The sequence below is a fragment of the Mycobacterium sp. ABE4_509 genome (genome assembly GCF_056160785.1).
The window spans coordinates 1-24,614 of sequence record NZ_JBSWXU010000078.1; the positions used below are offsets into that span (position 1 = coordinate 1).

Annotated in this window: 27 protein-coding genes, 1 tRNA gene and 1 pseudogene; 15 read left to right on the forward strand and 14 right to left on the reverse strand. The window is 69.9% G+C overall.

From position 1 onward, the window contains the following. From ACXAID_RS16915 to ACXAID_RS16930, 4 genes are all read right to left on the reverse strand, one after another. Nucleotides 1–902, reverse strand: a 902-nt coding sequence (locus ACXAID_RS16915) for a 4-(cytidine 5'-diphospho)-2-C-methyl-D-erythritol kinase (RefSeq protein WP_475023364.1), incomplete at its 3' end; no start/stop codon positions are given. Between the two features lie 59 nt (nt 903–961). Continuing rightward, nucleotides 962–1,897 carry a 16S rRNA (adenine(1518)-N(6)/adenine(1519)-N(6))-dimethyltransferase RsmA gene (gene rsmA, locus ACXAID_RS16920; RefSeq protein ID WP_475023365.1) on the reverse strand — a complete coding sequence of 312 codons (936 nt, stop codon included), beginning with the start codon at nt 1,895–1,897 and terminating at the stop codon, nt 962–964. Beyond that, nucleotides 1,894–3,021 (reverse strand): transglycosylase family protein, encoded by a 1,128-nt coding sequence (locus ACXAID_RS16925; RefSeq protein ID WP_475023366.1) that lies wholly within the window; start codon nt 3,019–3,021, stop codon nt 1,894–1,896. Before ACXAID_RS16925 ends, rsmA begins: the two co-directional genes overlap by 4 nt. Nucleotides 3,022–3,099: 78 nt before the next feature. Next, nucleotides 3,100–3,981: a TatD family hydrolase gene (locus tag ACXAID_RS16930; protein WP_475023367.1), complete on the reverse strand. Its 882-nt coding sequence runs from the start codon at nt 3,979–3,981 to the stop codon at nt 3,100–3,102. Between ACXAID_RS16930 and metG the strand changes: the two genes are divergently transcribed. The 4 genes from metG (at nt 3,980) to ACXAID_RS16950 (ending at nt 9,027) form a co-directional block, all read left to right on the forward strand. Continuing rightward, nucleotides 3,980–5,512, forward strand: coding sequence for a methionine--tRNA ligase (gene metG, locus ACXAID_RS16935; protein WP_475023368.1), 1,533 nt, complete (start codon nt 3,980–3,982; stop codon nt 5,510–5,512). The two genes, ACXAID_RS16930 and metG, sit on opposite strands and share 2 nt — an antisense overlap. A 112-nt stretch (nt 5,513–5,624) precedes the next feature. After that, complete coding sequence (locus tag ACXAID_RS16940) at nt 5,625–6,791, forward strand: NAD(P)/FAD-dependent oxidoreductase (RefSeq protein ID WP_475023369.1); 1,167 nt, start codon at nt 5,625–5,627, stop codon at nt 6,789–6,791. Next, the gene (locus ACXAID_RS16945) at nt 6,788–7,678 is read left to right on the forward strand and encodes an RNA polymerase sigma-70 factor (protein WP_475023370.1); all 891 of its coding nucleotides are present in this window, start codon (nt 6,788–6,790) and stop codon (nt 7,676–7,678) included. Before ACXAID_RS16940 ends, ACXAID_RS16945 begins: the two co-directional genes overlap by 4 nt. 98 nt (nt 7,679–7,776) lie before the next feature. After that, nucleotides 7,777–9,027, forward strand: a complete 1,251-nt coding sequence (locus ACXAID_RS16950) for an aminodeoxychorismate synthase component I (protein ID WP_475023371.1) — start codon at nt 7,777–7,779, stop codon at nt 9,025–9,027. Here the strand turns inward: ACXAID_RS16950 and rsmI are convergent. After that, nucleotides 8,997–9,833, reverse strand: a complete 837-nt coding sequence (rsmI, locus tag ACXAID_RS16955) for a 16S rRNA (cytidine(1402)-2'-O)-methyltransferase (RefSeq protein WP_475023372.1) — start codon at nt 9,831–9,833, stop codon at nt 8,997–8,999. The genes ACXAID_RS16950 and rsmI overlap by 31 nt on opposite strands. Nucleotides 9,834–9,857: 24 nt before the next feature. Here rsmI and ACXAID_RS16960 point away from each other — a divergent pair, with 24 nt between their 5' ends. Next, a complete protein-coding gene (locus tag ACXAID_RS16960) occupies nt 9,858–11,411 on the forward strand; it encodes a dolichyl-phosphate-mannose--protein mannosyltransferase (protein ID WP_475023373.1) in 1,554 nt (517 codons plus the stop codon). A gap of 73 nt (nt 11,412–11,484) precedes the next feature. Here ACXAID_RS16960 and arcA read toward each other — a convergent pair whose 3' ends face one another. Then, nucleotides 11,485–12,693, reverse strand: a complete 1,209-nt coding sequence (gene arcA, locus ACXAID_RS16965; RefSeq protein WP_475023374.1) for an arginine deiminase — start codon at nt 12,691–12,693, stop codon at nt 11,485–11,487. Nucleotides 12,694–12,739: 46 nt separating this feature from the next. On the opposite strand from arcA, the gene soxR reads away from it, so the two are divergent. Next, nucleotides 12,740–13,177, forward strand: a complete 438-nt coding sequence (gene soxR, locus ACXAID_RS16970; protein WP_475023375.1) for a redox-sensitive transcriptional activator SoxR — start codon at nt 12,740–12,742, stop codon at nt 13,175–13,177. A 29-nt stretch (nt 13,178–13,206) separates the two neighbouring features. Further along, nucleotides 13,207–13,824, forward strand: a complete 618-nt coding sequence (locus ACXAID_RS16975) for an alpha-ketoglutarate-dependent dioxygenase AlkB (protein WP_475023376.1) — start codon at nt 13,207–13,209, stop codon at nt 13,822–13,824. 1 nt (nt 13,825) lies between these two features. Here the strand turns inward: ACXAID_RS16975 and ACXAID_RS16980 are convergent, their stop codons facing one another. After that, complete coding sequence (locus tag ACXAID_RS16980; RefSeq protein WP_475023377.1) at nt 13,826–14,491, reverse strand: DUF5642 family protein; 666 nt, start codon at nt 14,489–14,491, stop codon at nt 13,826–13,828. A gap of 28 nt (nt 14,492–14,519) precedes the next feature. Then, nucleotides 14,520–15,179, reverse strand: a complete 660-nt coding sequence (locus tag ACXAID_RS16985; RefSeq protein WP_475023378.1) for a DUF5642 family protein — start codon at nt 15,177–15,179, stop codon at nt 14,520–14,522. Between the two features lie 317 nt (nt 15,180–15,496). On the opposite strand from ACXAID_RS16985, the gene lpqN reads away from it, so the two are divergent. Beyond that, entirely contained in the window at nt 15,497–16,186 is a 690-nt protein-coding gene (lpqN, locus tag ACXAID_RS16990; RefSeq protein ID WP_475023379.1) for an envelope biogenesis lipoprotein LpqN, read from the forward strand. A 4-nt stretch (nt 16,187–16,190) separates the two neighbouring features. Here lpqN and ACXAID_RS16995 read toward each other — a convergent pair whose 3' ends face one another. Both ACXAID_RS16995 and ACXAID_RS17000 read right to left on the reverse strand, forming a co-directional pair. Continuing rightward, complete coding sequence (locus ACXAID_RS16995; RefSeq protein WP_475023380.1) at nt 16,191–17,021, reverse strand: shikimate 5-dehydrogenase; 831 nt, start codon at nt 17,019–17,021, stop codon at nt 16,191–16,193. After that, nucleotides 17,018–18,016, reverse strand: a complete 999-nt coding sequence (locus tag ACXAID_RS17000) for a GNAT family N-acetyltransferase (protein ID WP_475023381.1) — start codon at nt 18,014–18,016, stop codon at nt 17,018–17,020. Before ACXAID_RS17000 ends, ACXAID_RS16995 begins: the two co-directional genes overlap by 4 nt. 154 nt (nt 18,017–18,170) lie before the next feature. On the opposite strand from ACXAID_RS17000, the gene ACXAID_RS17005 reads away from it, so the two are divergent. Further along, entirely contained in the window at nt 18,171–18,599 is a 429-nt protein-coding gene (locus ACXAID_RS17005; RefSeq protein ID WP_475023382.1) for a cupin domain-containing protein, read from the forward strand. 104 nt (nt 18,600–18,703) lie between these two features. Then, complete coding sequence (locus ACXAID_RS17010) at nt 18,704–19,372, forward strand: arsenate reductase ArsC (protein WP_475023383.1); 669 nt, start codon at nt 18,704–18,706, stop codon at nt 19,370–19,372. 2 nt (nt 19,373–19,374) lie between these two features. Here ACXAID_RS17010 and ACXAID_RS17015 read toward each other — a convergent pair whose 3' ends face one another. After that, nucleotides 19,375–19,929, reverse strand: coding sequence for a hypothetical protein (locus ACXAID_RS17015; RefSeq protein ID WP_475023384.1), 555 nt, complete (start codon nt 19,927–19,929; stop codon nt 19,375–19,377). Between the two features lie 23 nt (nt 19,930–19,952). Beyond that, entirely contained in the window at nt 19,953–20,318 is a 366-nt protein-coding gene (locus tag ACXAID_RS17020; protein ID WP_475023385.1) for an Rv2640c family ArsR-like transcriptional regulator, read from the reverse strand. A 98-nt stretch (nt 20,319–20,416) separates the two neighbouring features. On the opposite strand from ACXAID_RS17020, the gene ACXAID_RS17025 reads away from it, so the two are divergent. From ACXAID_RS17025 to ACXAID_RS17045, 5 genes and pseudogenes are all read left to right on the forward strand, one after another. Beyond that, entirely contained in the window at nt 20,417–20,881 is a 465-nt protein-coding gene (locus ACXAID_RS17025; protein ID WP_475023386.1) for an ArsI/CadI family heavy metal resistance metalloenzyme, read from the forward strand. A 72-nt stretch (nt 20,882–20,953) separates the two neighbouring features. After that, nucleotides 20,954–21,316, forward strand: coding sequence for a metalloregulator ArsR/SmtB family transcription factor (locus tag ACXAID_RS17030; RefSeq protein ID WP_475023387.1), 363 nt, complete (start codon nt 20,954–20,956; stop codon nt 21,314–21,316). After that, a pseudogene (gene arsB / locus ACXAID_RS17035) lies at nt 21,313–22,401 on the forward strand (ACR3 family arsenite efflux transporter); the annotation flags it as partial. The gene ACXAID_RS17030 and the pseudogene arsB, both read left to right, overlap by 4 nt. Nucleotides 22,402–22,428: 27 nt before the next feature. After that, nucleotides 22,429–23,103, forward strand: a complete 675-nt coding sequence (locus ACXAID_RS17040) for an arsenate reductase ArsC (protein ID WP_475023388.1) — start codon at nt 22,429–22,431, stop codon at nt 23,101–23,103. Next, on the forward strand, nt 23,100–23,516 hold the full coding sequence (locus ACXAID_RS17045; RefSeq protein WP_475023390.1) for an arsenate-mycothiol transferase ArsC: 417 nt from the start codon (nt 23,100–23,102) through the stop codon (nt 23,514–23,516). The genes ACXAID_RS17040 and ACXAID_RS17045 overlap by 4 nt, the downstream gene beginning before the upstream one ends. Nucleotides 23,517–23,568: 52 nt before the next feature. Here the strand turns inward: ACXAID_RS17045 and ACXAID_RS17050 are convergent. Both ACXAID_RS17050 and sepX read right to left on the reverse strand, forming a co-directional pair. Continuing rightward, nucleotides 23,569–23,641, reverse strand: a tRNA-Ala gene (locus ACXAID_RS17050). A gap of 73 nt (nt 23,642–23,714) precedes the next feature. Then, nucleotides 23,715–24,614: divisome protein SepX/GlpR (gene sepX / locus ACXAID_RS17055; RefSeq protein ID WP_475023389.1), on the reverse strand; the 900-nt coding region annotated here is incomplete at its 5' end.

The window sequence follows — 24,614 nt, forward strand, 5'->3', positions numbered from 1 at the left end:
GTGCGGCACACCCCGGCGCCGGCCAGCTCGGTGCCGACGTCGACGGCCGCGCCGGCCGACGGGCACAGGAACGCGCAGGTAGGCCCGGATCCGGACACCACGCCGGCCAGCGCACCGGCTTCCACACCGGCACGCAACGTGCGCCGCAACGACGCGTCCAGGCTCAGCGCCGCGGGCTGCAGATCATTGCCGAGCAGCGGCGCCAGTTGGGCCGGGTCCCCCGAGGACAACGCCGCCAGCAGCGGTTCGGGACTGTCCAGCCGCGGCGGCAACGTGCGCCCCTCCTCGGCGCGCAGCCGGTCGATCTCGCCGAACACCCGCGCGGTGGACAGACCGCCAGGAGAGAACGCCAGCACCCAGTGGAACGTGTTGCGGGTCAGCACCGTGGCCAGTTCCTCACCACGGCCGGTGCCCAGCGCGGTGCCCCCGTGCAGCGCGAACGGGACATCGCTGCCCAGTTGCGCGGCCAGCGCATGCAGATCCCGGCGCGGCACACCGAGCTCCCACAACGAGTTCATCGCCACCAGGACCGCGGCCGCGTCGGCGCTGCCGCCGGCCATCCCGCCGGCCACCGGGATCGTCTTCTCGATCGAGATGGAGACGTCGGGGGCGCGGCCGACGTGCTCGGCCATCAGCTCGGCGGCCCGCCAGGCCAGATTGCGCTCGTCGGTGGGCAGCGAGTCGGCCCCCTCCCCGGAAAGCTCCAGGGACAGCACGTCGGCGGTGGTGACGGTCACCTCGTCGAGCAGCGAGACGGCATGGAACACGGTGGTGAGCTCGTGGTAGCCGTCGGCACGGCAGTCACCCACGTCGAGGTAGAGGTTGACCTTGCCGGGAACCCGGACGGTCACCGAGCCGGTGGTGACCCAGTCGGGGGCGGTATTTCCGTCACGCACGGACACCGGACGACAGTAACGCCGAGACGATCTACGGACGAATTCTGCGCAAAGCCGTGTCGGCGTCAGCCGATGTGCGATTCCTGCTCGTCGGCAACCTTCTCGGCTTCGTCCCTCTCCTCGGCCTTGGGCACGATGTGCCAATCCGAGGAGCGCTGCAGCAGCCGGACGAAGTCGGCGACGCCGAGCGTCTCGCCGCGGCGCGACGGGTCGATGCTGGCAGCCAGCAGCCGGCTGGCCGACTCGTTGCCCGAGCCCGCCCACTCTGCGAAGGCGTTGCGTGAGGTCTTGCGCCGCTGCGCGAACGCGATGTCGACGAGGTCGAAGACCTGCTGACGGAACTCCGGATCGGTCGGCCACGGGGACGTCTCGTACCGGTCGATGCGCACCAGGCCGGAGTACACCCGCGGAATCGGCCAGAACACCGTCGGCGAGACCATGCCGTAGCGGCGGACATCGCCGAAGAACCGCACCTTGACGCTGGGCACGCCGTAATCTTTGCCGCCCGGCTCGGCAGCAAGCCGCTCGGCGACCTCGGCCTGCACCATCACCATGACGGTGCGGATGGACGGGAACTCGGCGAGCAGGTGCAGCAGCGCGGGAACCGCGACGTTGTAGGGCAGATTTGCCACGAGTGCGGTCGGCGGGTCGGGCATCGCCGAGCGCTCGAACGTCAGGATGTCGTCGTTGATCACCGTGAACCGGTTGGCTTCGCTGTGCGAGTGATCGGCGATCGTCGTCGGCAGCTGACGTGCCAGCACCGGGTCGATCTCGACGGCGGTCACCCGCGCGCCCCGGTCCAGCAGAGCCAGCGTCAGCGAACCCAGCCCCGGACCGACCTCGAGTACGTGGTCAGAGCGGTTCACCCCGGAGGCCGAGACGATTCTGCGCACCGTGTTGGCGTCGTGCACGAAGTTCTGGCCGAACGACTTGCGTGGCCGGAAGTCAATTGACTTAGCCAGGTGTCGGATTTCAGTTCGCCCGAGCAGCCGAATTGTCACCTCGCACCGATCCTCCCGCTACAGGTCGGCCACGCTCCCCATCCTTGGCGCGCCCGAGTTACTTCAGCAATCGCGATCTGCTCTTCTCTCGTTGCCAGATCTGCTCGCTGAGCATACCTCAGACCGCCGCTGCGTTCCCAGGTGTTTTGATCAAATTGGACGCCGCCGTAATAACCATTACCGGTATTTATGGCCCAATTACCTCCGGCTTCGCATCGAGCAAGCGCATCCCAGGTGGCCCCATTGCTCACCGGCGGCACCTCGGTACCCGGTTTGGCGCCGACCCGCAGCACACCGTCGCGCGCCGGCGCGATGATGACATTGGCTACTGGCAACCTTCCGGTTTCCACCCCGTTCACCGTCGCGACCGCAAAGGTCACGTCCTGCATTCCCGGCATCCCGGGGTCCTCGACGATCTGACGGCTCATGTTGAGCGTGACGTCCTCGATGCGCTGGTTGTTCGGCGCCAGCGGCAGCCGCTCGGTGACCTTCTCGACGCGCATCCGGGTGACATTGATGTGCATGCCGTCGACGATCGGCGAGGACGGGGCGGGCACGACGAGGTCGCTTTGCTGCAGGGGTGCGCCGGCCGCCTCGAGCAGAGCCGCCACATTCGGTGCGGCCAGGTGCACCGTGCGCACCACGCCGGCATCGTCGAGGCGCACCGTCTTGGGGCTGACCACGGGCAATGCCATACCGCCCAACGGAACCCGGGACCCGCGGGAGGCCGCCAGCGGCGCCTTGTCGGTCATCCGCAGCTGCTCCAGCGCCTCGTCGACCGTCGACGCGGTGGTCCACACCTGCTCGGCGCCGCCGCCGTCGGTGGAGATCTCCAGCGGCCGGCTGCGGCGCAGCACGATGGTGTCGGAGTGGCGCACCGGCGCGTCGGCGGCCGGGTAGAGGTCGTCGCGCTCGCCGACGTCGAAGCCGTTCTCCTGGACCACGTCGATCACCCGCGACTTCATCGTCGGCACCGTCGTCGAGGCGCCGTCGACGGTCAGCGTGACGGTCTTGTGGCTCGCCACGGCCGTACCACCAGCAAAGATGAGCGCCACCAGAGTGGCCCCGACCAGCACCCGCAGCGCGCGCGAGCGCGACTGATGAAGTTTGTTCACTGCATTCACGTCGTATAACCCCGACTCAGCATCATGAGCGGTCCGGAACCCGACTCATGTTCGATCACAGAACGGTAACGAAAAGGCCTACGAGCGGCAACTTTCGTCGCCGTAGACCCGCTGGGCAGTCACAAAACTCTGCTCGGCGACGGTCTCGGCGGGCCGGCCGACGAGTTCGGCCAGCGCCCGCACAGTGTAGGGCAGGCAGTACGGCTCGTTCGGCGCCCCACGATACGGGTGCGGAGTCAAAAACGGCGCATCGGTCTCGACGAGCAGCTGGTTCGCGGGGATCAGCGGGGCGGCTTCGCGCAGGTCACGAGCATTGCGGAAGCTGACCGTCCCGGACAGGCTAAGAATCCAGCCCGCATCGACACAGGTGCGCGCCATCTCCGGACCCGACGAGAAACAGTGGAAGATCACCGTGTCGGGTGCCCCCTCCGCGCGCAACACGTCGAGCACCTCGGCGTCGGCGTCACGGTTGTGGATCATCAGCGGCTTGCCGGTCCGCTTGGCCAGGTCGATGTGCCAGGCGAACGCTTCGCGCTGCGCCGCTGGCTCGGCGCAACCCTCCAGCCGGCCCGGCCAGTACAGGTCCATACCCGTCTCACCGACGGCCACCACCCGCGGCCCGGCCGCCAGCTGCTCGATCACCGCCTTGGCCTCGTCGGTCAGCGCACCGGCGCGGGTCGGGTGCAGCGCCACCGCGGCGCACACCCGCGGGTCCCATTCGGCGGCCCGGGCGGCCCACCGCGCGGAATCCAGATCGTCGGCGATGGTCACCACCGCCTGCACCCCGGCCTGCCCGGCGCGGTCCAGGATCACCCGCACACCGTCGGCGTCGACCGCGCCGCAGGCATCCAGATGCGTGTGCGCGTCGATCAGCGGGCCGACCGGCTCCGGGATGGGGGGCGGCTCACGCCGCTCTCTGCTGGAGCTCACACCCCAACACTCTAGGGTTGACGCTGACATGAGCCAGGCCTACTACATCACCACTGCGATCGACTACCCCAACGGTGCGCCGCACATCGGGCACGCCTACGAGAAGGTCGCCACCGACGCCATCGCGCGGTTCAAACGCCTCGACGGCTTCGACGTGCGCTTCCTCACCGGCACCGACGTGCACGGCCTGAAGATGGCCGAGACCGCCGCCAAGCTGGGCGTCCCCACCGCCGAGCTGGCCCGGGACAACTCCGAGGTGTTCCAGCGCATGCAGGAGCGGCTCAACATCTCGTTCGACCGGTTCATCCGCACCAGCGACGCCGACCACTTCCAGGCCTCCGAGGAGATCTGGCGGCGGATGGACCAGGCCGGCGACATCTACCTGGGCACCTACGCGGGCTGGTACTCGGTGCGTGACGAACGGTTCTTCGGTGAGGACGAGATCGAAGAGCGCGACGGCGTCCGCGTCGCGATCGAGACCGGCACCCCGGTGACCTGGACCGAGGAGCAGACCTACTTCTTCCGGCTGTCCGCCTACGCCGACAAACTGCTCGAGCACTACCGGTCACACCCCGACTTCATCGCCCCCGACGTGCGCCGCAACGAGGTAGTCAGCTTCGTCTCCGGCGGGCTGCGCGACCTGTCCATCTCGCGGACCACGTTCGACTGGGGCGTCCCGGTGCCCGGACACCCCGACCACGTCATGTACGTCTGGGTCGACGCGCTGACCAACTACCTGACCGGGGCCGGCTTCCCCGACACCGAGTGCGCCTCGTTCCGCCGGTACTGGCCTGCCGACCTGCACATGATCGGCAAGGACATCATCCGGTTCCACACCGTGTACTGGCCGGCGTTCCTGATGTCGGCCGGCATCGCGCTGCCCGAACGGGTCTTCGCCCACGGCTTCATCAACGTCAAGGGCGAGAAGATGAGCAAGTCGGTGGGCAACGTCATCGACCCGTTGGCGCTCGTCGACGAGTTCGGCGTCGACCAGGTCCGGTTCTTCCTGCTGCGCGAAATCCCGTTCGGGCAGGACGGCAGCTACAGCGAGGACGGGATCATCGGCCGGATCAACGCCGACCTGGCCAACGAGTTCGGCAACCTCGCACAGCGCTCACTGTCGATGGTCGCCAAGAACCTCGACGGCGTAGTCCCCACCCCCGGCGAATTCAGTGCCGCCGACCTCGAGTTGCTGGCCGCCGCCGACGGGCTGGCCGGCCGGGTGCGCGAGCACTACGACGCGACCGCGATGCACCTGGCGCTGGAGGCGATCTGGTCGGTGCTCGGTGCGGCCAACCGGTACTTCTCCGCTCAGGAGCCCTGGGTGCTGCGCAAGACCGACCCGGACCGGTTCGCCACCGTCCTCTACACCACCCTCGAGGTGGTCCGCATCGCCACACTGCTCAGCCAGCCGGTGATGCCGGAGTCGACGGCCAAACTGCTCGACCTGCTCGGCCAGCCCGCCGACCAGCGCATGTTCAGCGCGATCGAGACCCGCCTGGCGCCGCGAACCGTGCTGCCCGCACCGTCGGGGGTCTTTCCCCGCTACCAGGCGGACTGAACCCCTCCTTATATATGTGTGCTGCGTCATACCGTGTCACACTCGGCGGATCCGCGGTGTCTTGAGGTCAGCCCGACGAAGATCGGGAGCACGAGCCTCGAAGGAGAGCGCGATGACCGACAAGAACCATGTCGTCGTAATCGGCGGCGGCTACGCCGGCGTGATGGCGGCGAACCGGCTCAAGACACGCGACGACGTGCAGGTGACGCTGATCAACCCCCGCCCCCACTTCGTCGAGCGGATCCGGCTGCACCAGCTCGCGACCGGCGGCGACCCCGCGGCCCGGGACTTCGCGACGGTGCTCAACCCTGAGGTGCGCCTGGTGGTCGACACCGCCGAGCGCATCGACGCCGCCGCCCGCCGGGTGACGCTGACCTGCGGTGACCCGGTGGCCTACGACTACCTGATCTATGCGGTGGGCAGCACCGGCGCGACCCCCGCCGGTGTTCCCGGCGCCGCCCAGTTCGGCTATCCGATCGCCGAATGGGAACAGGCACAGCGGCTCCGCGACCGGCTGGCCGACGTGCCGCTGCAGGCACCGGTCGTGGTCGTGGGCGGCGGGCTGACCGGAATCGAAGCAGCCGCCGAATTCGCCGAAGCCGGCCGCGAGGTGACCCTGGTGAGCAGCGTGGCCGGGCCGTCGCTGAGCGCCCCGGCCCGGCGCTCGGTGACCAAGCGGCTGACCAAACTCGGCGTCACCGTCATCAGCGCCCCGGTCACCGCCGTCGGACCCGACCACGTCGTCCTCGCCGACGGACGCACACTGACCAGCGCGGCGACCGTGTGGACAGCGGGTTTCGGCGTGCCGAACCTGGCGGCGGCCAGCGGCCTGACCACCGACCCGATCGGCCGCCTGGTCACCGACGAAACTCTGACCAGCGTCGACGACGACCGCATCGTCGCCGCGGGTGACGCCTCGGCACCGTCGGGACTGCCCTACCGGATGAGCTGCCAGGCCGGCATTCCGCTGGGCGCCCAGGCCGCCGCCACCGTGCTGGCCCGCATCACCGGTACCACCCCCGCCGACGCCACCGTGCCGATGACCGGGCAGTGCATCAGCCTGGGCCGCGGCGCCGGAACCGTGCAGATCCAGCACTTCGACGACACCCCGCGCAACCTCTACATCGGCGGTCGGGCCGGCGCGTTCGTCAAGGAGCAGGTGTGCCGGTACACCGTGAAGTGGCTGCGCGGCGAGGCCGAGAAACCCGGTTCCTACAAGACGTTAAAGGGACCCGACCGCGCCGCGAAGCTCGACCTCGACCCCGCCGGGCACCGATGACCGCGGGTGACGAGCACGCCGGACGGTTCACCCACCTGCGACCGCTGCTGTTCACCATCGCCTACGAAATCCTCGGCAGTGCAACAGAAGCCGACGATGTGCTGCAGGAGGGCTACCTGCGCTGGGCCGAGGTCGACCTGTCCACGGTGGCCGACACCAAGTCCTACCTGGCCCAGCTCGTCACCCGCCAGGCGCTCAATTCGCTACGCGCCCAGTCCCGGCGACGGGAGCAGTACGTCGGCCCGTGGCTACCCGAACCGCTGCTGACCGTCTCGGACGCCTCCGAAGATGTGGTGCTGGCCGAATCGGTGTCGATGGCGATGCTGGTGGTGCTGGAAACCCTGAGCCCCGACGAGCGCGCGGTGTTCGTGCTACGGGAGGTGTTCGGCTTCGGCCACGACGAAATCGCCTCGGCGGTAGGAAAATCGACCGCGGCGGTGCGCCAGATGGCGCACCGGGCACGCGAACACGTGCAATCCCGGCGCAAGCGGTTCGAGCCCGTCGACCCGCAGGTGTCGGCCGAGATCACCAACCGGTTCTTCGCCGCCGCGGCCACCGGCGACCTGGACGCGCTGATGTCGATGCTCGCCCCCGACGTGGTGTGGACCGCCGACAGCGACGGAAAGGTCTCGGCCGCCCGCCGGCCGGTGTCGGGGGCTGAGCGGGTCGCCCGGCTCATCCTCGGGCTGGTCCGGCTCGCCGGTGCCGACGGCCGCGTCGAGCCGGCCACCTACAACAGCGCCCCGGCGCTGCTGCTCTACACCGGCGAACACCTCGAAGGCGTGGTCACCTTCGAGGTTGTCGACGGCCGGGTCGCCAACTTCTACGCGATGCGCAATCCGGACAAGCTCGCCGCGGTGACGGTGCCCCGCCGGATCGGCCGCTGAAGCCCCCCGCGCCTGCCGGCGAGTAGACGCCGAACCCACCATCGGTGCCCGATGCGTGCGACTTTGCGTCTGCTCGCGCGGCAGGGAAGGCTGGATCGGTGCACATCGAGCGGCTCGGCGACCTGGGCGACGCCCCGTCGGTGCTGCGCGCACTGGGCGCCGCGACCCGCCGGCTCGGTCTGGCACCACCTGCGGCCCTGATCGGTGACTGGTTCGGCTCGGCGGCGGTGATCGCCCCGACCCTGCACACCGCGGCCCTCGACCCCGGCGAGGTCTTCGACGCGCCCCCCGGCCGGCGCTGCGACGGACCGGTCGGCGGCGGGTTCTTCGGGTGTCTGTCCTACCCCGACGCCGGCGCCGACGGCGGTGCCCCGCGCATCCCGCAGGCCGCCGGCGGCTGGTCGGACACCGTGCTGCGGCGCGACCGCAGCGGCATCTGGTGGCATGAAAGCCTCACGGCGACAGTACTTCCGGAGTGGATTCGCGGCGCGCTGCGCACCCCGCCGGTCCGGCGGGAGGCATCGGTGCGCTGGGGCCAGGCCGATCGGGTCGCGCACCAACGCGGAGTGCTGGGCTGCCTGGACGCCATCGCCGACGGCGAGGTGTACCAGGCCTGCGTGTGCACCCAGTTCGCGGGCACCCTGCACGGCGATCCCGTCGACTACTTCGTCGACGCCGTGGCGCGCACCGCGCCCGCCCGTGCCGCCTACCTGGGGGGCGACTGGGGTGCGGTGGCCTCGCTGTCACCCGAACTGTTCCTGAGCCGGCACGGCGAAAGGATGCTGTCGAGCCCCATCAAGGGGACGCTGCCCGATCACGGCGACCCGGCCGCGCTGCGCGCCTCGGTCAAGGACGTCGCGGAGAACATCATGATCGTCGACCTGGTCCGCAACGACCTGGGCCGGGTGGCGCGCACCGGTTCGGTGACGGTGCCCGAACTCCTGGCGGTGCGGCCGGCGCCAGGAGTGTGGCATCTGGTCTCGACAGTGGCCGCGCAGGTGCCCACCGACGTGCCGATGTCGCGGATCCTCGCCGCGACGTTCCCGCCGGCGTCGGTCACCGGCACCCCGAAGCAACGCGCGCGTGAACTGTTGCGGGAGTGGGAGCCCAGCCGTCGCGGCGTCTATTGCGGCACCGTCGGCCTGGCCTCACCGGAGGCCGGCTGCGAACTGAACGTCGCGATCCGCACGGTGGAGTTCGGTCCCGACGGCACCGCGGTGCTCGGCGTCGGCGGCGGCATCACCGCCGACTCCGAACCGGCCCGCGAGTGGGACGAGTGCCTGGACAAGGCCGCGCCGATCGTCGGCCGATCCGGCACTCAGTCGCGGGTCCGCAGAACCGCTTCGTAGAGCTCCCGCTTCGACGGCGCGCCCGGCTGGGCGGCGACCACCTCGGCGCAGGCGTCCTTGACCCGCATGCCGGCTCCGACCAGGCGGTTCACCTCGGCAACGAGGGCGTCGAGGTCCACGGTCGGGGTGCCGCCCGCCAGCACCACGGTGATCTCACCGAGCACCCCGTCGGCCGCCCACTCGGCCAGCTCACCGAGGGTGCCCCGGACGATCTCTTCGTGTGTCTTGGTCAGTTCCCGGCACACCGCGGCCCGCCGCCCGGCACCCAGCACATCCACCGCGTCGCGCAGGCAGTCGGCCAGCCGGCGGGGCGACTCGAAGAACACACAGGTGCGTTCTTCGGCGGCCAGGCTGCCCAGCCAGGACAGCCGCGCCGAATGCTTGCGCGGCGCGAACCCCTCGAAGCAGAACCGTTCGGCGGGCAGCCCGGCCACCGCCAGCGCGGTGGTCACCGCCGACGGGCCCGGCAAGCACTGCACCGGCAGGCCGGCGTCGACACAGGCCGTCACCAGCCGGTAGCCCGGATCACTGATCATCGGCATGCCGGCATCGCTGACCAGCAGCACCGTCGCCCCGGCACGGATGTCGTCGACCAGCGCCGGCACCCGCGACGCCTCGTTCTGGTCGAACAGGCTGACCACCCGGCCCGCCATCCGCACCTCGAGCGACTGGGCCAGGGTGCGCACCCGTCGGGTGTCCTCGGCGGCGACCACGTCGGCGCTGCGCAGGGCCCGCACCAGCCGGGTCGAGGCGTCTGACGGCTGGCCGAGCGGTGTGGCGCCGATGAGCAGTCGACCGGCAGTCATGACAGACAGCCTACGATCGCTGTCGTGACCGCCGCCCCGGCCGCCGAACGCGTCGCCAGCCAGCACGCGGCTCCGGTGATCAGCCCGGGGCCGCTGGTGCCGGTCGCCGACTTCGGCCCGCTGGACCGGCTGCAGGGCTGGGCGGTGACGGCGGTGATCACCGCGCTGGCGGCGATCACCCGGTTCCTGAACCTCGGGTCCCCCACCGATGCGGGCACCCCGATCTTCGACGAGAAGCACTACGCGCCGCAGGCCTGGCAGATGGTGCACAACGGCGGCGTGGAGGACAACCCCGGCTACGGGCTGGTGGTGCATCCGCCGGTCGGCAAGCAGCTGATCGCGATCGGGGAGGCGCTGTTCGGCTACAACGGCCTGGGCTGGCGCTTCTCCGGGGCGGTGTGCGGCGTCGTGCTGGTGCTGCTGGTGGTGCGCATCACCCGGCGGATCAGCCGCTCGACGCTGATCGGCGGGGTGGCCGGGCTGCTGCTGATCGCCGACGGCGTCAGCTTCGTCACCGCGCGCACCGCGCTGCTGGACGGGTTCCTGACCGTGTTCGTGGTCGCCGCGTTCGGCGCGCTGATCGTCGACCGCGATCAGATCCGCGAGCGCATGCACCGAGCGTTCGTCGAGGGCCGCATCGACGAGACGCCGTGGGGCCCCCGGCTGGGCGTGCGGTGGTGGCGTTTCGGCGCCGGCGTGCTCCTGGGTCTGGCCTGCGCGACCAAGTGGTCGGGCCTGTACTTCGTGCTGTTCTTCGGCCTGATGACCGTCGCGTTCGACGTCGCGGCCCGCAAGCAGTACCGGGTGCCGCGGCCGTGGCTGGGTGCGCTGCGCCGCGATGTCGGACCGGCGCTGTACGCCCTGGTGTTGATCCCGTTCGGGGTGTATTTCGCGTCGTACGCGCCCTGGTTCGCCTCGGAGACCGCGATCGACCGCTACGAGGTGGGCCGGTCGATCGGTCCGGAGAGCACCCTGCCGGTGCCCGACGCGGTGCGCTCGCTGTGGCACTACACCTACGGGGTGTACCGCTTCCATTCCGGGCTGACCAACGCCGACGGCAACCATCACCCGTGGGAGTCCAAGCCGTGGGCGTGGCCGATGTCGCTGCGGCCGGTGCTGTACGCGATCGACTCGGAGAACGTGTCGGGCTGTGGCGCGCAGTCGTGTGTGAAGGCCGTGATGCTGGTCGGCACGCCGGCGTTGTGGTTCATCGCGGTGCCGGTGCTGGCCTGGGCGGTGTGGCGGGCGTTCGTCAAACGGGACTGGCGCTACGCGGTGCTGCTGGTCGGCTACAACGCCGGGTTCCTGCCGTGGTTCGCCGACATCGACCGGCAGATGTACTTCTTCTACGCCGCGACCATGGCGCCGTTCCTGGTGATGATCATCGCGTTGATCCTGGGCGACATCCTGTACAAACCGGGGCAGAACGCCGAGCGAAGAACCCTGGGCCTGCTGGTGGTCTGTTGTTACGTGGCGCTGGTGATCACCAATTTCGCCTGGCTGTATCCGATCTTGACCGGGTTGCCGATCTCCCAGTCCACCTGGAACATGCAGATCTGGCTGCCCTCCTGGCGGTAGTGGTTACGCGAGCGTGCTCCTACTGTCGTTTCGGGCGCGGATCTGCGACAGGGAATGCACGTTCGCGGGCACCCTAGAGCGGGTCGCGGGCGGCCGGACAGGACATGCAGCGCGGCCCACCGCGGCCGGTGCCCAGCTCCGAGGCCGCGATCGGCAGCACCTCGATGCCGGAGTCGGCCAGCCGGGCATTGGTTTCGGTGTTGCGCTCGTAGGCCACCACCACGCCCGGAGCCAGGGCCAGGGTGTTGTTGCCGTCGTCCCACTGCTCGCGCTCGGCGGTGACCGGGTCCAGCCCGGTGTCGATGACGCGCAGCTTGCCGATCCCCATCGCGTCGGCGGCGGCGTCGACGAACGGCGCGGCCCCGTCGATCTTCACCCCCGACCCGGTCTGGCGAATCGTGAACGCGGTCAACGTGTCCACGATGTTCGGGTACATCACCACCGCGTCGGTGTCGACCATCGTGCACACGGTGTCCAGATGCATCTGGGCCCGCTCCTGGGCGATCGGCACCGCCAGCACGCTGTGGGCGAGCCCGTCGTCGAACAGGCTGCGGGCCAGCGCCTCTGCACCGGCGGGGGTGGTGCGCTCCCCCACCCCCACGGCCAGCACGCCGGGCCCCAGCAGCAGCACGTCGCCGCCTTCGACCGGCGCCGAGCGCGACTCGTAGGCCCGCCGGGTGCCGAGAAAACGCGGGTGGTGGGCGTAGATCAGATCGGTCAGCGACGTCTCCCTGGCGCGGGCGGGCAGGGCCAGCGAGGTGATCGCCACCCGCGGCCCGATCCAGAACGACGAGTCGCGGGCGAACAGCAGGTTGGGCAGCGGGTCGATGACGAAGTCGCCGCCGTGATGCATCCGCCGCACCAGCGACAACTCGTTCTCCCCGAACGACAACTCGTCGAAGGTCATCCCGGCGGTCAGCACGTGCGCCAGCGACGGCGCATCGAGGGTGCGCAGATAGGCCGACAGTTCCTGAGCCAGCGGCAGTCCGAGACGGCGCGAGTCGACTGCCGCGGAGATGCCGTGCATGCGGGCGGCTCCGCTGTGGGCCAGCGCCTCGGTCAGCAGATCGCCGAGCAGCAGCACCTCCACCCCGCGCGAGCGCAGCAGCGCGGCGAACGCGTCGTGCTCCTCCTGGGCCTTGGCCACCCAGGGCAGCCCGTCGAACAACAACGTGTCGTTGTTGCGCGGGGTCAGCCGCTGCAGCTCCGGTCCGGGGCGGTGCAGGATGACCACCCGCAGCGTCCCGACCTCCGAATCGCATCCCAACACAGCGTCTGCCACAGGTAGCACGGTAACCCCGACCGGCACCTCAACTATGGTTCAGCTCATGGACGGGGCGCACGAGCTCACTCCGGGCGAGATGTCGGCGCGCAGCGGCGTGGCGATCTCGGCACTGCACTTCTACGAGCGCGAAGGCCTGATCACCAGCCGGCGCACCGGCGGCAACCAACGCCGCTACACCCGCGACATGCTGCGCCGCGTCGCCTTCATCAAGATGTCCCAGCGCCTCGGCATCCCGCTCACCCGGATCCGCGACGCGATGGCCGCCCTGCCCGACGACCATGTCCCCACCAGCAAGGACTGGGCGCAGCTGTCGGCGACCTGGCGGGACGACCTGGACGAGCGCATCCTGCGCCTGCAACGGTTGCGCGACAACCTCACCGGCTGCATCGGATGCGGCTGCCTGAGCCTGAAGGCGTGCGCACTGACCAACCCCGGGGACGTCCTCGCCGAGCACGGACCCGGCGCCGTCCGGCTCCGATGATTCGAACGCCTGTGCGATAGACTGCGGGCATGCAGCAGGCCCTGCAAAGCTCTCTGTTCGACCACTCCGAGCGCCGTGATCTCGGCAACGGTGCGTGGTTGGAGATCCGGTCCGGCTGGCTGTCCCAGGACGGCGCCGCCGGTGACGACACCCTGTTCGACGAGCTGCGCGACACCGTCCCCTGGCGCGCCGAACGCCGCCAGATGTACGACCGCACGCTCGACGTCCCCCGCCTGGTCAGCTTCGTCGACTTCCGCGCCGACGCCGCGGTTGCGCCCCACCCGCGCCTCAAGCAGCTCAGGCGGCGCCTCAACGACGCCTACGCCGGCGAACTCGGCGAGCCGTTCGTGACGGCGGGGCTGTGCCTGTACCGCGACGGCGATGACAGCGTCGCCTGGCACGGCGACAACGTCGGGCGCAGCAGCACCGAGGACACCATGGTGGCCATCGTCAGCCTCGGCGCGGCAAGGGTTTTCGCATTGCGGCCGCGCGGCGGCGGGACGTCGCTACGGTTGCGGCACGGGCACGGCGACCTGTTGGTGATGGGCGGTTCCTGCCAACGCACGTGGGAGCATTCGATCCCCAAGACGGCGCGGCCGACCGGAGCTCGCATCAGCATCCAGTTCCGTGCGCACGACGTGCGCTGAGCTAACCCCGGACCAGGTCGACGGCCTGGGTGACGAGATCGCGGGCGCGTTCGGTGTCGACCTGGGCCGGCGGCTGGTCGGGGATCACCATCGGGTTCGCGGTCACGATCACGATGAAGTTGCCGAAGTTCGCGACGTAGTTGAACAACGCGCCGGTGCGCGGGGCGTCGGCGGTGCCGGTCTGCAGGACGCGCCGGGTCCCGACGGTGTGCACGCCGTCGATGTGCGGGGCCTCGACGACCTCGACGAGCCCGCGGATCCCGGCCCCGGCGAAGGTCACCTTCTGGCACTGCTCGGTGGGGGACTCGACCGGCACCGGCGCCGAGGTCTCCACCGCGATCACGATGTAACGCACCCCTTCACCCTCGGCGGTGGTGGCGGCCATGTTGCCTTTGACGTCCGGCGGAAAGGCCTGTTCGTTGACGGATTCGCCGCACTCGGGCGGGTCGAAGGTCAGCCCCGGGGGCAGCGGCTGCGGGGCGAACAGGCGTGGGTCGACGGCCGCCGGGCCGACCGTGCTGACGGTGAACGGCGCACCGAACGAGTCCTCGACCCCGGACACGTTGGCGATATCGGCGTCGGCCAGATCGGGTTGTCCTGCCGTGCACGCCGCCAGCAGCGCCACGCAGGCGCCGAGCGCCGGCGCGGCCAGCTTCGGGTTCGACATCGCCGCCAATGTACCCGCGCCCGGGCGCTCACCCGCGCAGCGTCGCCACGGTTTCGACCAGCAGATCGGCCGCGAATTGCGCATCGAGCACCGGGTGGGGTGATCCGGGGTCGGTGACCAGCGCTACGAAGCAGACGTGGCCCCCGAGATGGGCGATGAACGTGTCTGCGTCCGAACGGGTCTCGGTGCCGCCTTCGACGACCGTGACGGCGGAGGTGGCCATCCCGACGGTGTCGGCGGCCACGATCCCGGGGGCGGGCAGCGCGGTGACGGTGGCGGTGGTGTGACCCGCAGCCGCGGTCCAGCGTCGACAGTCGGCTTCCAGACCGGGCCCGGGCGGCACGGCGTCGGGGAGCCCGGCTGCGACGACGGCGTAGACGATCCCGCCCGGTCCGGACGCCGACCAGCCGTGCGCCGAGGCCGGATCCACCGCGGGGTCGGCGAGTTCGCGGCACTGGGGCGGTTGGGATCGGGCGGCGGCATCGAGGCCCCACACCGCGATCGGTGCGGGCGGGCCGGTGTAGTCGACGACCTCGTAGCCGGCCGGCAACGCGTCGCGGGCCCGGTCGATGCGCGCGGGGTTGACCACCGCGGCCTGCGCCGGGGTCGACGGGCTCGGCGGCGGCTCAGCCGGCTGGGTGCATGCGGCGCACAGCAATGCCAGCACAACCGGTGCGGACAGCCTCACGGGCCGTTGATACCACGGGTGCGCCGCGGCGGCGGCGCGACGCTCAGGCGGGCTGCACCTCTGGCGCAATGGGTTCGGCGAGCGAGCGAATTCCGTCGCCCATCACCGACCCCCAACCCGGCAGGCCGGTCCTGCGATTTTGCTCCCAGGTTTTCACCGCCATCCCAGGTTTGGGCAAATCACCTGCAAGAAAGGTGCACGGAGTTGGGCGTCTCCGTCGGATATCTGTGTTCGCTGCGGCTATGCTGCGCTGCGATCGGTCTTTACAGTCGGGCACAGGGCCGCGCCCAGCGCGGGGGGACGAACAAGGAGACGACATGACCACCATGCGGGCGGGCGCCATCGCCATCGCCGCCGTTGCACTCGGAATCGGCGTATCCGCCTGCGGGTCAGACACCGCGACCGAGGAGTCGGCCTCGACGACCAGCGAGATCGCGACCACCACCGAGGCCGCGCCGTCGTCGCCGCAGGCAGGTCCGGCGGCGGGCCCGAAGATGACCATCGCCGACTACGTCGCCGAGAACGACATCACCCAGACCACGGTGCTGCCCGGCGACCCGGGTGCACCCGCTGTGACCCTGCCCTTCGCGCAAGGCTGGGAACCCCTCGAACCCCTGCCCGAGGGCGCCTACGACGCGATGGTGTTCACCGCCGGCCCGGACACCGACGACCCGCCCACGCTGATCGCCAGGATGTGGAAGCTGACCGGGGACGTGGACCAGGCCAAGGTGATCGAGTACGCCGCCGGTGAGATGCAGAACCTGCCCGGATTCCAGGGCCCGGAGACCGGCCAGCCCAGCAATCTGGCCGGATTCGACGCGACCCAGACCGGCGGCTTCTACACCCGCGACGGCATGACCCGGATGATGGCGCAGAAGACGGTGGTGATCCCGGCCGAGGACGGCATCTTCGTCCTGCAGCTCACCGGGGACGGCACCGAGGACCAGGCCTATCCGGTGATGGACGCCACCGCGGTGATCGACGAGCAGGCCACGATCGTCCCCTGAGCACTCAGGCCCGCGAGATCCGCGACGCCTCGTCGACCTGCGCCCGGGTCGGACGGACACCGGTGTAGCGCTCGAACTGTTCGGCCGCCTGCCGGGCGATCACCTCGGCGCCGGTGATGACGTCGACGCCGGCCGCGCGCGCCGCGGTGATCAGCGGTGTCTCCGACGGCATCGCGACCACGTCGAACACCGTGCCGGCGCGGGCGATCGCGTCTGCGCTGTAGGCCATGTCGTGTTCCTCACCGCCGCCGGCCATTCCGATGGGTGTCACGTTGACGAGAATGTCGGCCGTACCGGGACACGGCCCGGCGGTGTCGGCCGCGAGGTCGTAGCCGAGCCGGTCGGCCAGCGCCCGCCCGGCGTGCCGGTTGCGGGCCACCACGGTGCCGGTCCGGAAACCGTGGTCTGCGAACGCCGCCCCGACCGCCGAGGCCATCCCACCGCTGCCCCGGATCAGCACCGACTGCTGCGGGTTCAGACCGTGCTCGTCGACGAGCTGCTGCACGGCCAGGTAGTCGGTGTTGGAGGCGATCAGCCTGCCGTCGTCGTTGACGATCGTGTTGACCGACTGCAGGCTCGCCGCCGAGGGCTCCACCGCGTCGACGAGGCCGAGGACGTCCTCCTTGAACGGCATCGACACCGAGCATCCGCGGATCCCGAGCGCGCGCACCCCGCCGACTGCCGCGCCGATGTCGGTGGTGGTGAACGCCTTGTACAGGAAGTCCAGCCCCAGCACCTCATAGAGGTGGTTGTGGAAGCGGGTGCCGATGTTGCTGGGCCGGCGCGCCAGCGAGATGCACAGCCTGGTGTCCTTGCTCAGCGGCGGCCGGCTCATCCGACCGCCCGGATGACCTGGCGCGCCATCCCACGCAACTGCCTGGCCAGGTCGGGGCTGATCTTCAGGTCACCGGCCCCGGGCACGTCGATGACGGTGGTGACCACGCCGAGATCGTCACGGCGCCACCTGGCGCCGAATCTGTCCAGGATCGCGCGCATCGGCTGGTTGTCGGTGAGCACCCGGGCGGTGAAGCGCTGCACCCCGTCGTATCCGGCGGCCACCGACACCGCGTCCATCAGGAAGCTGCCGATGCCCCGGCCCTGGTAGTCGTCGCCGACGATGAACGCGATCTCGGCTTCGGTCGGATCCTCGGAGTTGCGGACGAACCGGGCGTCGGCGACCACCGGACCGTCGGGTCCGTCGGTCAGGACGAGCACGAAGTGGTCGAGGTAGTCGACCTCGAACAGGTAGGCCATCAACCGTTTCGAGGGGGTGCGCACGGACTGGAAACGACGGTAGAGCGTCTCGCCGGAGAACTCGACGGGCCCGTTGACGGTGCGTTCGTTGTCCCCGGGCAGCACGGGGCGCAGGTACAGGACCGTGCCGTCGCCGACGCGGACCGGAATCGGGGTGATGAACGCCGCCAACCGCTGACGCGCGGTGCGCACCAGCCGGTCGACCATTCCGGGGATCTCGAGCATGGTGGCGAAGGCTTCCCGCCCGCCGACCCAGCCGGTCAGCGCGTCGGTCGCGACCACCGTCGCGGTGCGGGGCGCGTCGCGCAGCAGCGCGATCTCACCGAGGATCAAGCCGGGCGCGAGCTCGACGACGGTGTCGTGGCCGTCGTCGCCGGCGTGGGTGACCTCGGCCCGTCCGGATCCGATCAGCAGGAACGACACCGCGAGCTCACCCTGCTGCATCAGCACCTGCCCGGGCGCGGCGGACAGCGGCCGCAGTTGCGCGGCCAGCGCGACGAGCGCCTCGACCGGGATCCCGGCGAAGACGTTCAACCGGGCGAGGTCGTCGGCTCGGACAGCGGTCAGGCCGGACACGAACTGAGGCTACGGCGGGCTGCGCAGGTCGGGCAAGGTAATCCGGGTGTCACCGATGGGCTCGGGTGACCTGGATCGCCCCGGCCTCGAGCGAAGGACTCGCCGGCTGGTCGCTACCATCCGCGGGAGACCACCGAGGAGAGGAAGCGACCCAGTGCGCACCCTGATGACCGGATTCGACGCGGACGGTAAGTCCTGCGTCCTCAGCCAGGACGATCTGACGTTGGATCAGCTCGCGCCCGGCTTCGCCATGGGCATTCCGTTCGCCACCACGGCCAGCCCGCCCCCTGCGCGGGCCGGCGGATCGGCCCCGTTGATCGACCAGGGCATCGCGCCGGGGCTGGTGCGGTGGATGGTCGTCGAGTTGGGGCCCGACTCCGAGACCCCGATGCATCACACCGACACCCTCGATCTGCAGACGGTGCTGTCCGGCAGCGTCGACCTGGTTCTCGACGACGGCGCCCACCGCCTGGAGGCCGGCGATCTCGCGGTGCTCACCGGGGTCGACCACGCGTGGCGGGCCGGCCCCGAGGGCGCCCGGCTCAGCGCGGTGCTGGTGGGAACTCCCCCGCCGACGCAGTAGAACGCCTGCACGCCGATCGGCGTTCTCCCCCCAAGCGGCGTCGGGTCGGCCAGAATGTCAGCGTTCGCTTCAGTGACACCGGGTCCCGACCGAGGGAGTTGACCGTGACCGAATCACCTGCCGCGCATCACCTGCACCGTGACCTGTCGATCGACCAGCGGCATGCGCTCATGACGGCAGCCACCCGGCTGGAGGAGGAGTTCGCCGGCCACATCGGGCGCGAGACCGTCGACCTGTTTCTGCGTTCGTCCTACGACCAGTTCTCCGACCACGCCAAGGTCCCGAACTTCCTTCCGCTGCTGGCCGAGCGGTTCACCCGTCAGCGCCTGAACGCCCTGGCCAGGGTGGAGGGCAAACTCGCCGACGGGCGGCCCACGGTGCTGTTCCTGTGCACCCATAACGCCGGGCGCTCCCAGATGGCTCTCGGGTTCCTGACCGAGCTCGCCGGCGCCGATGCCGTCGGCTGGTCCGGCGGTTCCGAACCCGGGCACGAGATCAATCCGGCGGCGATCGAGGCGATGGCCGAAGTCGGCATCGACATCACCGGTGAGTTCCCGAAGCCGTGGACCGACGAGATCGTGCAGGCCGCCGACGTCGTGGTCACCATGGGCTGCGGCGACAGCTGCCCGGTGTTTCCTGGGAAGCGCTACGAGAACTGGGAGCTCGCCGATCCCGCCGGCCAGCCGGTCGAGGCCGTCCGGGCGGTCCGCGACGACATCGAGCAGCGGGTGCGGCAGCTGCTGGCCGACCTCGGGGTGACAGTGCGGTCCTGACACTAACCTGCGGTGCCACGCGCAAGCAGGGCCGCGCCCATCCCCATGAGGCCCACGTTGCGCACGGCACTGCCGACGGTCTGCGCCAATTCGGGGACCGGCAACGCACTGAACACGAGATTCAGCAACACACCGGTGAGGAACGTGAACACCGCCGCCCGGGGCAGGACGTGGGCCCGCCAGGATGCGGCGGCGAACAGTGCCCCACCCAGGATCATCAGCCCACCGTGCACCGTGTAGGTGGCGCCCAGCCTCTGCCACAGCGCGGCGTAGTCGGGAATCTCGTCGACGAGGGCATACAGGGTCGTGAAACTGAAATAGACGAAGGACGCTCCGTAGAGCAGAGCGCCGGAAAGCATGACCCAGCCGGCCCGTGGTCGTTGCACGGCGTACAAACCGACCATCAGGAACGGCATCAGCGCAAAGGCGATGTAGTTCAGCCAGAGCTGACCGGCGGAGAATCCCCCAGCCGTCCATTCCAGGACATCGGAGAACAGATGCAGGCCGGGAGCCACCACGGCAGTGGCACCGATCAGCTGCCGAAGCGGTTGCTCCACGCGCAGGTTCCCGCCGGGCGCAATCAGTTCTGGCTGCAGCAGTTCGGGTCGAGCACCACACACAGCGCGCCGAGGGCGTCGAGGTGCGGGCGGTGCCAGACGTTCATCCCGCGACGCTGCGAGCACACCAGCCCGGCACGGCGGAGCTGACTGACGTGGTGGCTGACGGTGGACTCGGTCAGCCCCAGCGCGCGTGCCAGCTCGCCGCTGTTCTGCTCGCCGGATCGTGAGCTGAGCAGGTGCGACATGATCTTCACCCGCGCCGGGTCGGCGAGAGCCTTGAGCCGAAGCGCCACCTGCAGGGCGTCGGCGTCGCTCATCGGTCCTGCGGCAACCGGTGCACAGCACACGGGTGCGGAGATGTCGACGGTCGGCAGGGCTTTCGGCATGACCGAAGTCTGCCAGGTTTCTTGACATATATCCAAGAGGTGGCATGATCTGAACCAGCACTTCGATATATGTCTCACAGGTTCTGAAGGAGTGACCCATGTCCCGAGTCCAGCTGGCCCTCAACGTCGACGATCTCGACCAGGCGATCGCGTTCTACTCCACGCTGTTCAACACCCCGCCGGCCAAGGTGAAGCCGGGCTACGCCAACTTCGCCGTCGCCGAGCCCGCACTGAAGCTGGTCCTGCTGGAGAACCCCGGCCAGGGCGGAACGCTGAACCACCTCGGCGTGGAAGTCGAGTCGAGCGAACAGGTACACGCCGAGATCGCCCGGCTCGCCGCGGGGGGCATGTTCACCGAAGAGGAGATCGGCACCACCTGCTGCTTCGCCACCCAGGACAAGGTGTGGGTGAGCGGCCCGGGCGGCGAGAAATGGGAGGTGTACACGGTTCTCGCCGACTCGGACACCTTCGGCGCCGGCCCCCGGCGCACCGACGAGGGGGCCGCTACCGGCGATGTGTGCTGCGGCGGCGCGGTCGAGGATGCCACCGCCGGCTGCTGCTGACGCGCCCCGAAGCGGCCGGCGTTCACCTGGCGTTCGTTTGACCGCTGATTCGACATGGATCAATATTGATGAATGTCGAAGTCAGACCTCGGGCTGAATGCCGGGTGCGCCTACGCACCGCTGGTCCGCGAACCCCTCTCCCCCGCGGCCGCCGTCGAGGTGGCACGCAAGCTCAAGGCGCTGGCCGACCCGGTCCGGCTGCGGCTGTTCAGCCTGGTGGCCAGCCACGCCGGCGGCGAAGCCTGCGTGTGCGACATCTCGGCGGGCCTCGACGTCAAACAGCCGACCATCTCGCACCACCTCAAGGTGCTGCGCGAAGCCGGGCTCCTGACCTCGCAGCGCCGCGCCTCGTGGGTGTACTACTCGGTGACGCCCGACGCGCTGCAGTCCCTGATCTCGATCCTCGAGACCACCGACGACGGAGCACTGACATGAGCTCGGACACCACCGCTACCACCGATTCGGCTGTCGTGGAGAAGCTTTCGCTACTCGACCGCTTCCTGCCGGTGTGGATCGGCCTGGCGATGGCCGCGGGCCTGCTGCTCGGCAGAATGGTGCCCGGCCTGAACACCGCGCTCGACAGCATCCAGATCGACGGCATCTCGCTGCCGATCGCGCTGGGCCTGCTGATCATGATGTACCCGGTGCTGGCCAAGGTGCGCTACGACCGCCTCGACACCGTCACCGGCGACCGCAAGCTGCTGGTCAGCTCGCTGCTGCTGAACTGGGTCTTCGGACCCGCACTGATGTTCGCGCTGGCCTGGCTGATGCTTCCCGACCTGCCCGAATACCGCACCGGACTGATCATCGTCGGCCTGGCCCGCTGCATCGCCATGGTGATCATCTGGAACGACCTGGCCTGCGGAGACCGCGAGGCCGCCGCCGTGCTCGTGGCACTGAACTCGATCTTCCAGGTCGTCATGTTCGCCGTGCTCGGCTGGTTCTACCTGTCGGTGCTGCCCGGCTGGCTCGGGCTCGAACAGACCACCATCGACACCTCACCCTGGCAGATCGCCAAGTCGGTACTCATCTTCCTGGGCATCCCGCTGCTGGCGGGCTACCTGTCCCGGCGGCTGGGCGAGCGGACCAAGGGCCGCGAATGGTACGAGAGCAGATTCCTGCCCCGGATCGGGCCGTGGGCGCTGTACGGACTGTTGTTCACCATCGTCATCCTCTTCGCCCTGCAGGGTGAGCAGATCACCAGCAGGCCTTGGGATGTCGCCCGGATCGCGCTGCCGCTGCTGGCCTACTTCGCGATCATGTGGGGCGGCGGCTACCTACTGGGCGCAGCACTGAAGCTGGGCTACGAGCGCACCACCACGCTGGCGTTCACCGCGGCCGGCAACAACTTCGAGCTCGCCATCGCGGTCGCCATCGCCACCTACGGCGCCACCTCCGGCCAGGCGCTCGCCGGCGTCGTCGGACCGCTGATCGAGGTCCCGGTGCTCGTCGCGCTGGTCTACGTCTCCCTGGCGCTACGGAACCGGTTCAGGATCCACACGTCGCAACACATCCCCGACCCCGCCCGCTCACCACAGGAGTAGACCATGCCCGACAGCCCCGCCTCGCTGAGGCAATACGCCCGCCCCGACCTGTCCATCGACCAACAGCACGCACTGCTGACCGCCGCCACCCGGCTGCAACGCGAGTTCGACGGCACTTTCGGCGTGGAGACGATCGAACGGTTCCTGAACTCCTCCTACGACCAATTCGCTACTCGCGCATCGATCCCGAACTTCCTGCCGCTGCTGGCCGAGCGGTTCGCCCGCCAGCGCCTGAACGCGCTGGCCCGGGTGGAGGGCAAGGTGACCGACACCCGGCCCACCGTGCTGTTCCTGTGCACCCACAACGCCGGCCGGTCCCAGATGGCCCTCGGCTTCTTCGCCGACCTCGCCGGCGACAACGGGGTCGCCTGGTCCGGCGGTTCCGAACCGGGCACCGAGGTCAACCCGTCGGCGATCGAGGCGATGGCCGAGGTGGGCATCGACATCACCGGCGAGTTCCCCAAGCCGTGGACCGACGAGATCGTGCAGGCCGCCGACGTCGTGGTCACCATGGGGTGTGGGGACGCCTGCCCGATCTTCCCCGGCAAGCGCTACGAGAACTGGGAGCTGCCCGACCCGGCCGGCCAGTCCGTCGACGCGGTGCGGCCGATCCGCGACGACATCGAGGAGCGGGTGCGACGGCTGCTGGCCGATCTGCAGGTCGAGGTGAAGCGCTGACCGGGGGGCCGCCGTCGGTGCTGTTCGTCTGCGTGAAGAACAGCGGCAAATCACAGATGGCGGCGGGCCTGATGGGCAAGCTGGCCGGCGACCGGGTCCGGGTGCACTCCGCGGGAACGAAACCCGGTGACGCGCTCAACGCGCAGTCGGCGGCGTCGCTGGCCGAAGTCGGCATCGACATCTCCGGTGAGGCCCCCAAACCGATCGATCCGGACGTGCTCGCCAACGTCGACTACGTCGTCACCCTCGGTCGCGAGGCGCACGTCGAACCGGTACCCGGGCCCCGGTTCGAGACGTGGGACACCGACGAGCCCTCCGAGCGGGGCATCGAGGGCAGCGAACGGATGCGGCTGATCCGCGAGGACATCGCCGCCCGGGTCGCCGACCTGTTCGCCAGGATGCAGCCGGGCTGATGTCATGGGGTGCATGGCGGGCGCAGCCGCGCCGACACACTGCCGAAATGAGTGGAGCTAAGGGGAATCGAACCCCTGACCTACTCGATGCGAACGAGTCGCGCTACCAACTGCGCCATAGCCCCTGATACCGCTAAGCAGGCTACCAGCCCCGGCGACCCCTACCGAAATCGCGAGGCAGTACCCGGCCGCCAGCCGCTACTGGCCCGCGGCGCGCGGCAGATCGAAGTGCCGCGCGAAGGCGACCTCCTCGAGGTGCTCGAACTCGGGATCCTCGTCGTCGATCTCCAGCACCGCCGCCCCGGGCCGGCGCAACCGCGACGGGGTGACGTCGAACTCGTGGTCGGCGGTGTTCTCCACGCCGAGCCGGGACCGGGCCATCCGCTGCGCGCGGCGCCGGCGCAACTGCTCCTCGATGCGGGTCTGGCGGCGCAGGTAGGCCAGGTACAGGGCCGCCACGACGCCCACCGAGCCACACACCCACCACATCGTCGACGACCAGGTGAACGCCGCGACCGCGCTGGTCAGCACCAGTACCGCCATCACGGTCAGGGTGCGCGCCCGGAACCGGTACTTGCGGGCCGTCACCGCGGCGGCGGTACTCGACTCGTGGCGGCGCCGCCGCGAGGCGCTGATCGAGTCGGCGATGCGCAGGTCGGCCTCCGACGGGGCCTCGATTCCGGCGGAGTCGTCGACGTATTCGTACTCGTCCTCGTCGTCGGCGTCGCCTTCGTCGGTCTCGTACTCGTCGGCCGCGTCGTCGGCGTCATAACCGTCGCCGGCGGCGGGCTCGTCGTAGTCCAGGGTCGGCTGCTCGGGTTCGACGCCGGCAACCGGCTCCGCTGCGGGTTCCTCGACGGGTTCCTCGATGGGCTCGCCGGCGGGTGCCGCGGTCGCGACCGGCAGCGGCTCGGACGCTTCGGCGAACTCGGGGTCCTCCACGACGTCGACGTCGAGATAGTCGGACTCCTCGGCGGCCTTCGTCTCGGCGGCGAACATGACCACCGCGCGCGTCGGCGTCTCGTCGGCCTCGTCGCGTTCGTCGTCGAGGTCCTCGTCGGCGGGGCGCCAGTCCGGATCGCTGCGATGCCCGGCCGC

Coding starts and splice junctions, on each gene's coding strand:
- metG (WP_475023368.1), top strand. CDS start 3,980: ATGAGCCAGGCCTACTACATCACCACTGCGATCGACTACCCCAACGGT.
- ACXAID_RS16930 (WP_475023367.1), bottom strand. CDS start 3,981: ATGTCAGCGTCAACCCTAGAGTGTTGGGGTGTGAGCTCCAGCAGAGAG.
- ACXAID_RS16940 (WP_475023369.1), top strand. CDS start 5,625: ATGACCGACAAGAACCATGTCGTCGTAATCGGCGGCGGCTACGCCGGC.
- ACXAID_RS16945 (WP_475023370.1), top strand. CDS start 6,788: ATGACCGCGGGTGACGAGCACGCCGGACGGTTCACCCACCTGCGACCG.
- rsmI (WP_475023372.1), bottom strand. CDS start 9,833: ATGACTGCCGGTCGACTGCTCATCGGCGCCACACCGCTCGGCCAGCCG.
- soxR (WP_475023375.1), top strand. CDS start 12,740: ATGGACGGGGCGCACGAGCTCACTCCGGGCGAGATGTCGGCGCGCAGC.
- ACXAID_RS16975 (WP_475023376.1), top strand. CDS start 13,207: ATGCAGCAGGCCCTGCAAAGCTCTCTGTTCGACCACTCCGAGCGCCGT.
- ACXAID_RS16980 (WP_475023377.1), bottom strand. CDS start 14,491: ATGTCGAACCCGAAGCTGGCCGCGCCGGCGCTCGGCGCCTGCGTGGCG.
- lpqN (WP_475023379.1), top strand. CDS start 15,497: ATGACCACCATGCGGGCGGGCGCCATCGCCATCGCCGCCGTTGCACTC.
- ACXAID_RS16995 (WP_475023380.1), bottom strand. CDS start 17,021: ATGAGCCGGCCGCCGCTGAGCAAGGACACCAGGCTGTGCATCTCGCTG.
- ACXAID_RS17020 (WP_475023385.1), bottom strand. CDS start 20,318: ATGCCGAAAGCCCTGCCGACCGTCGACATCTCCGCACCCGTGTGCTGT.
- ACXAID_RS17025 (WP_475023386.1), top strand. CDS start 20,417: ATGTCCCGAGTCCAGCTGGCCCTCAACGTCGACGATCTCGACCAGGCG.
- ACXAID_RS17030 (WP_475023387.1), top strand. CDS start 20,954: ATGTCGAAGTCAGACCTCGGGCTGAATGCCGGGTGCGCCTACGCACCG.
- ACXAID_RS17040 (WP_475023388.1), top strand. CDS start 22,429: ATGCCCGACAGCCCCGCCTCGCTGAGGCAATACGCCCGCCCCGACCTG.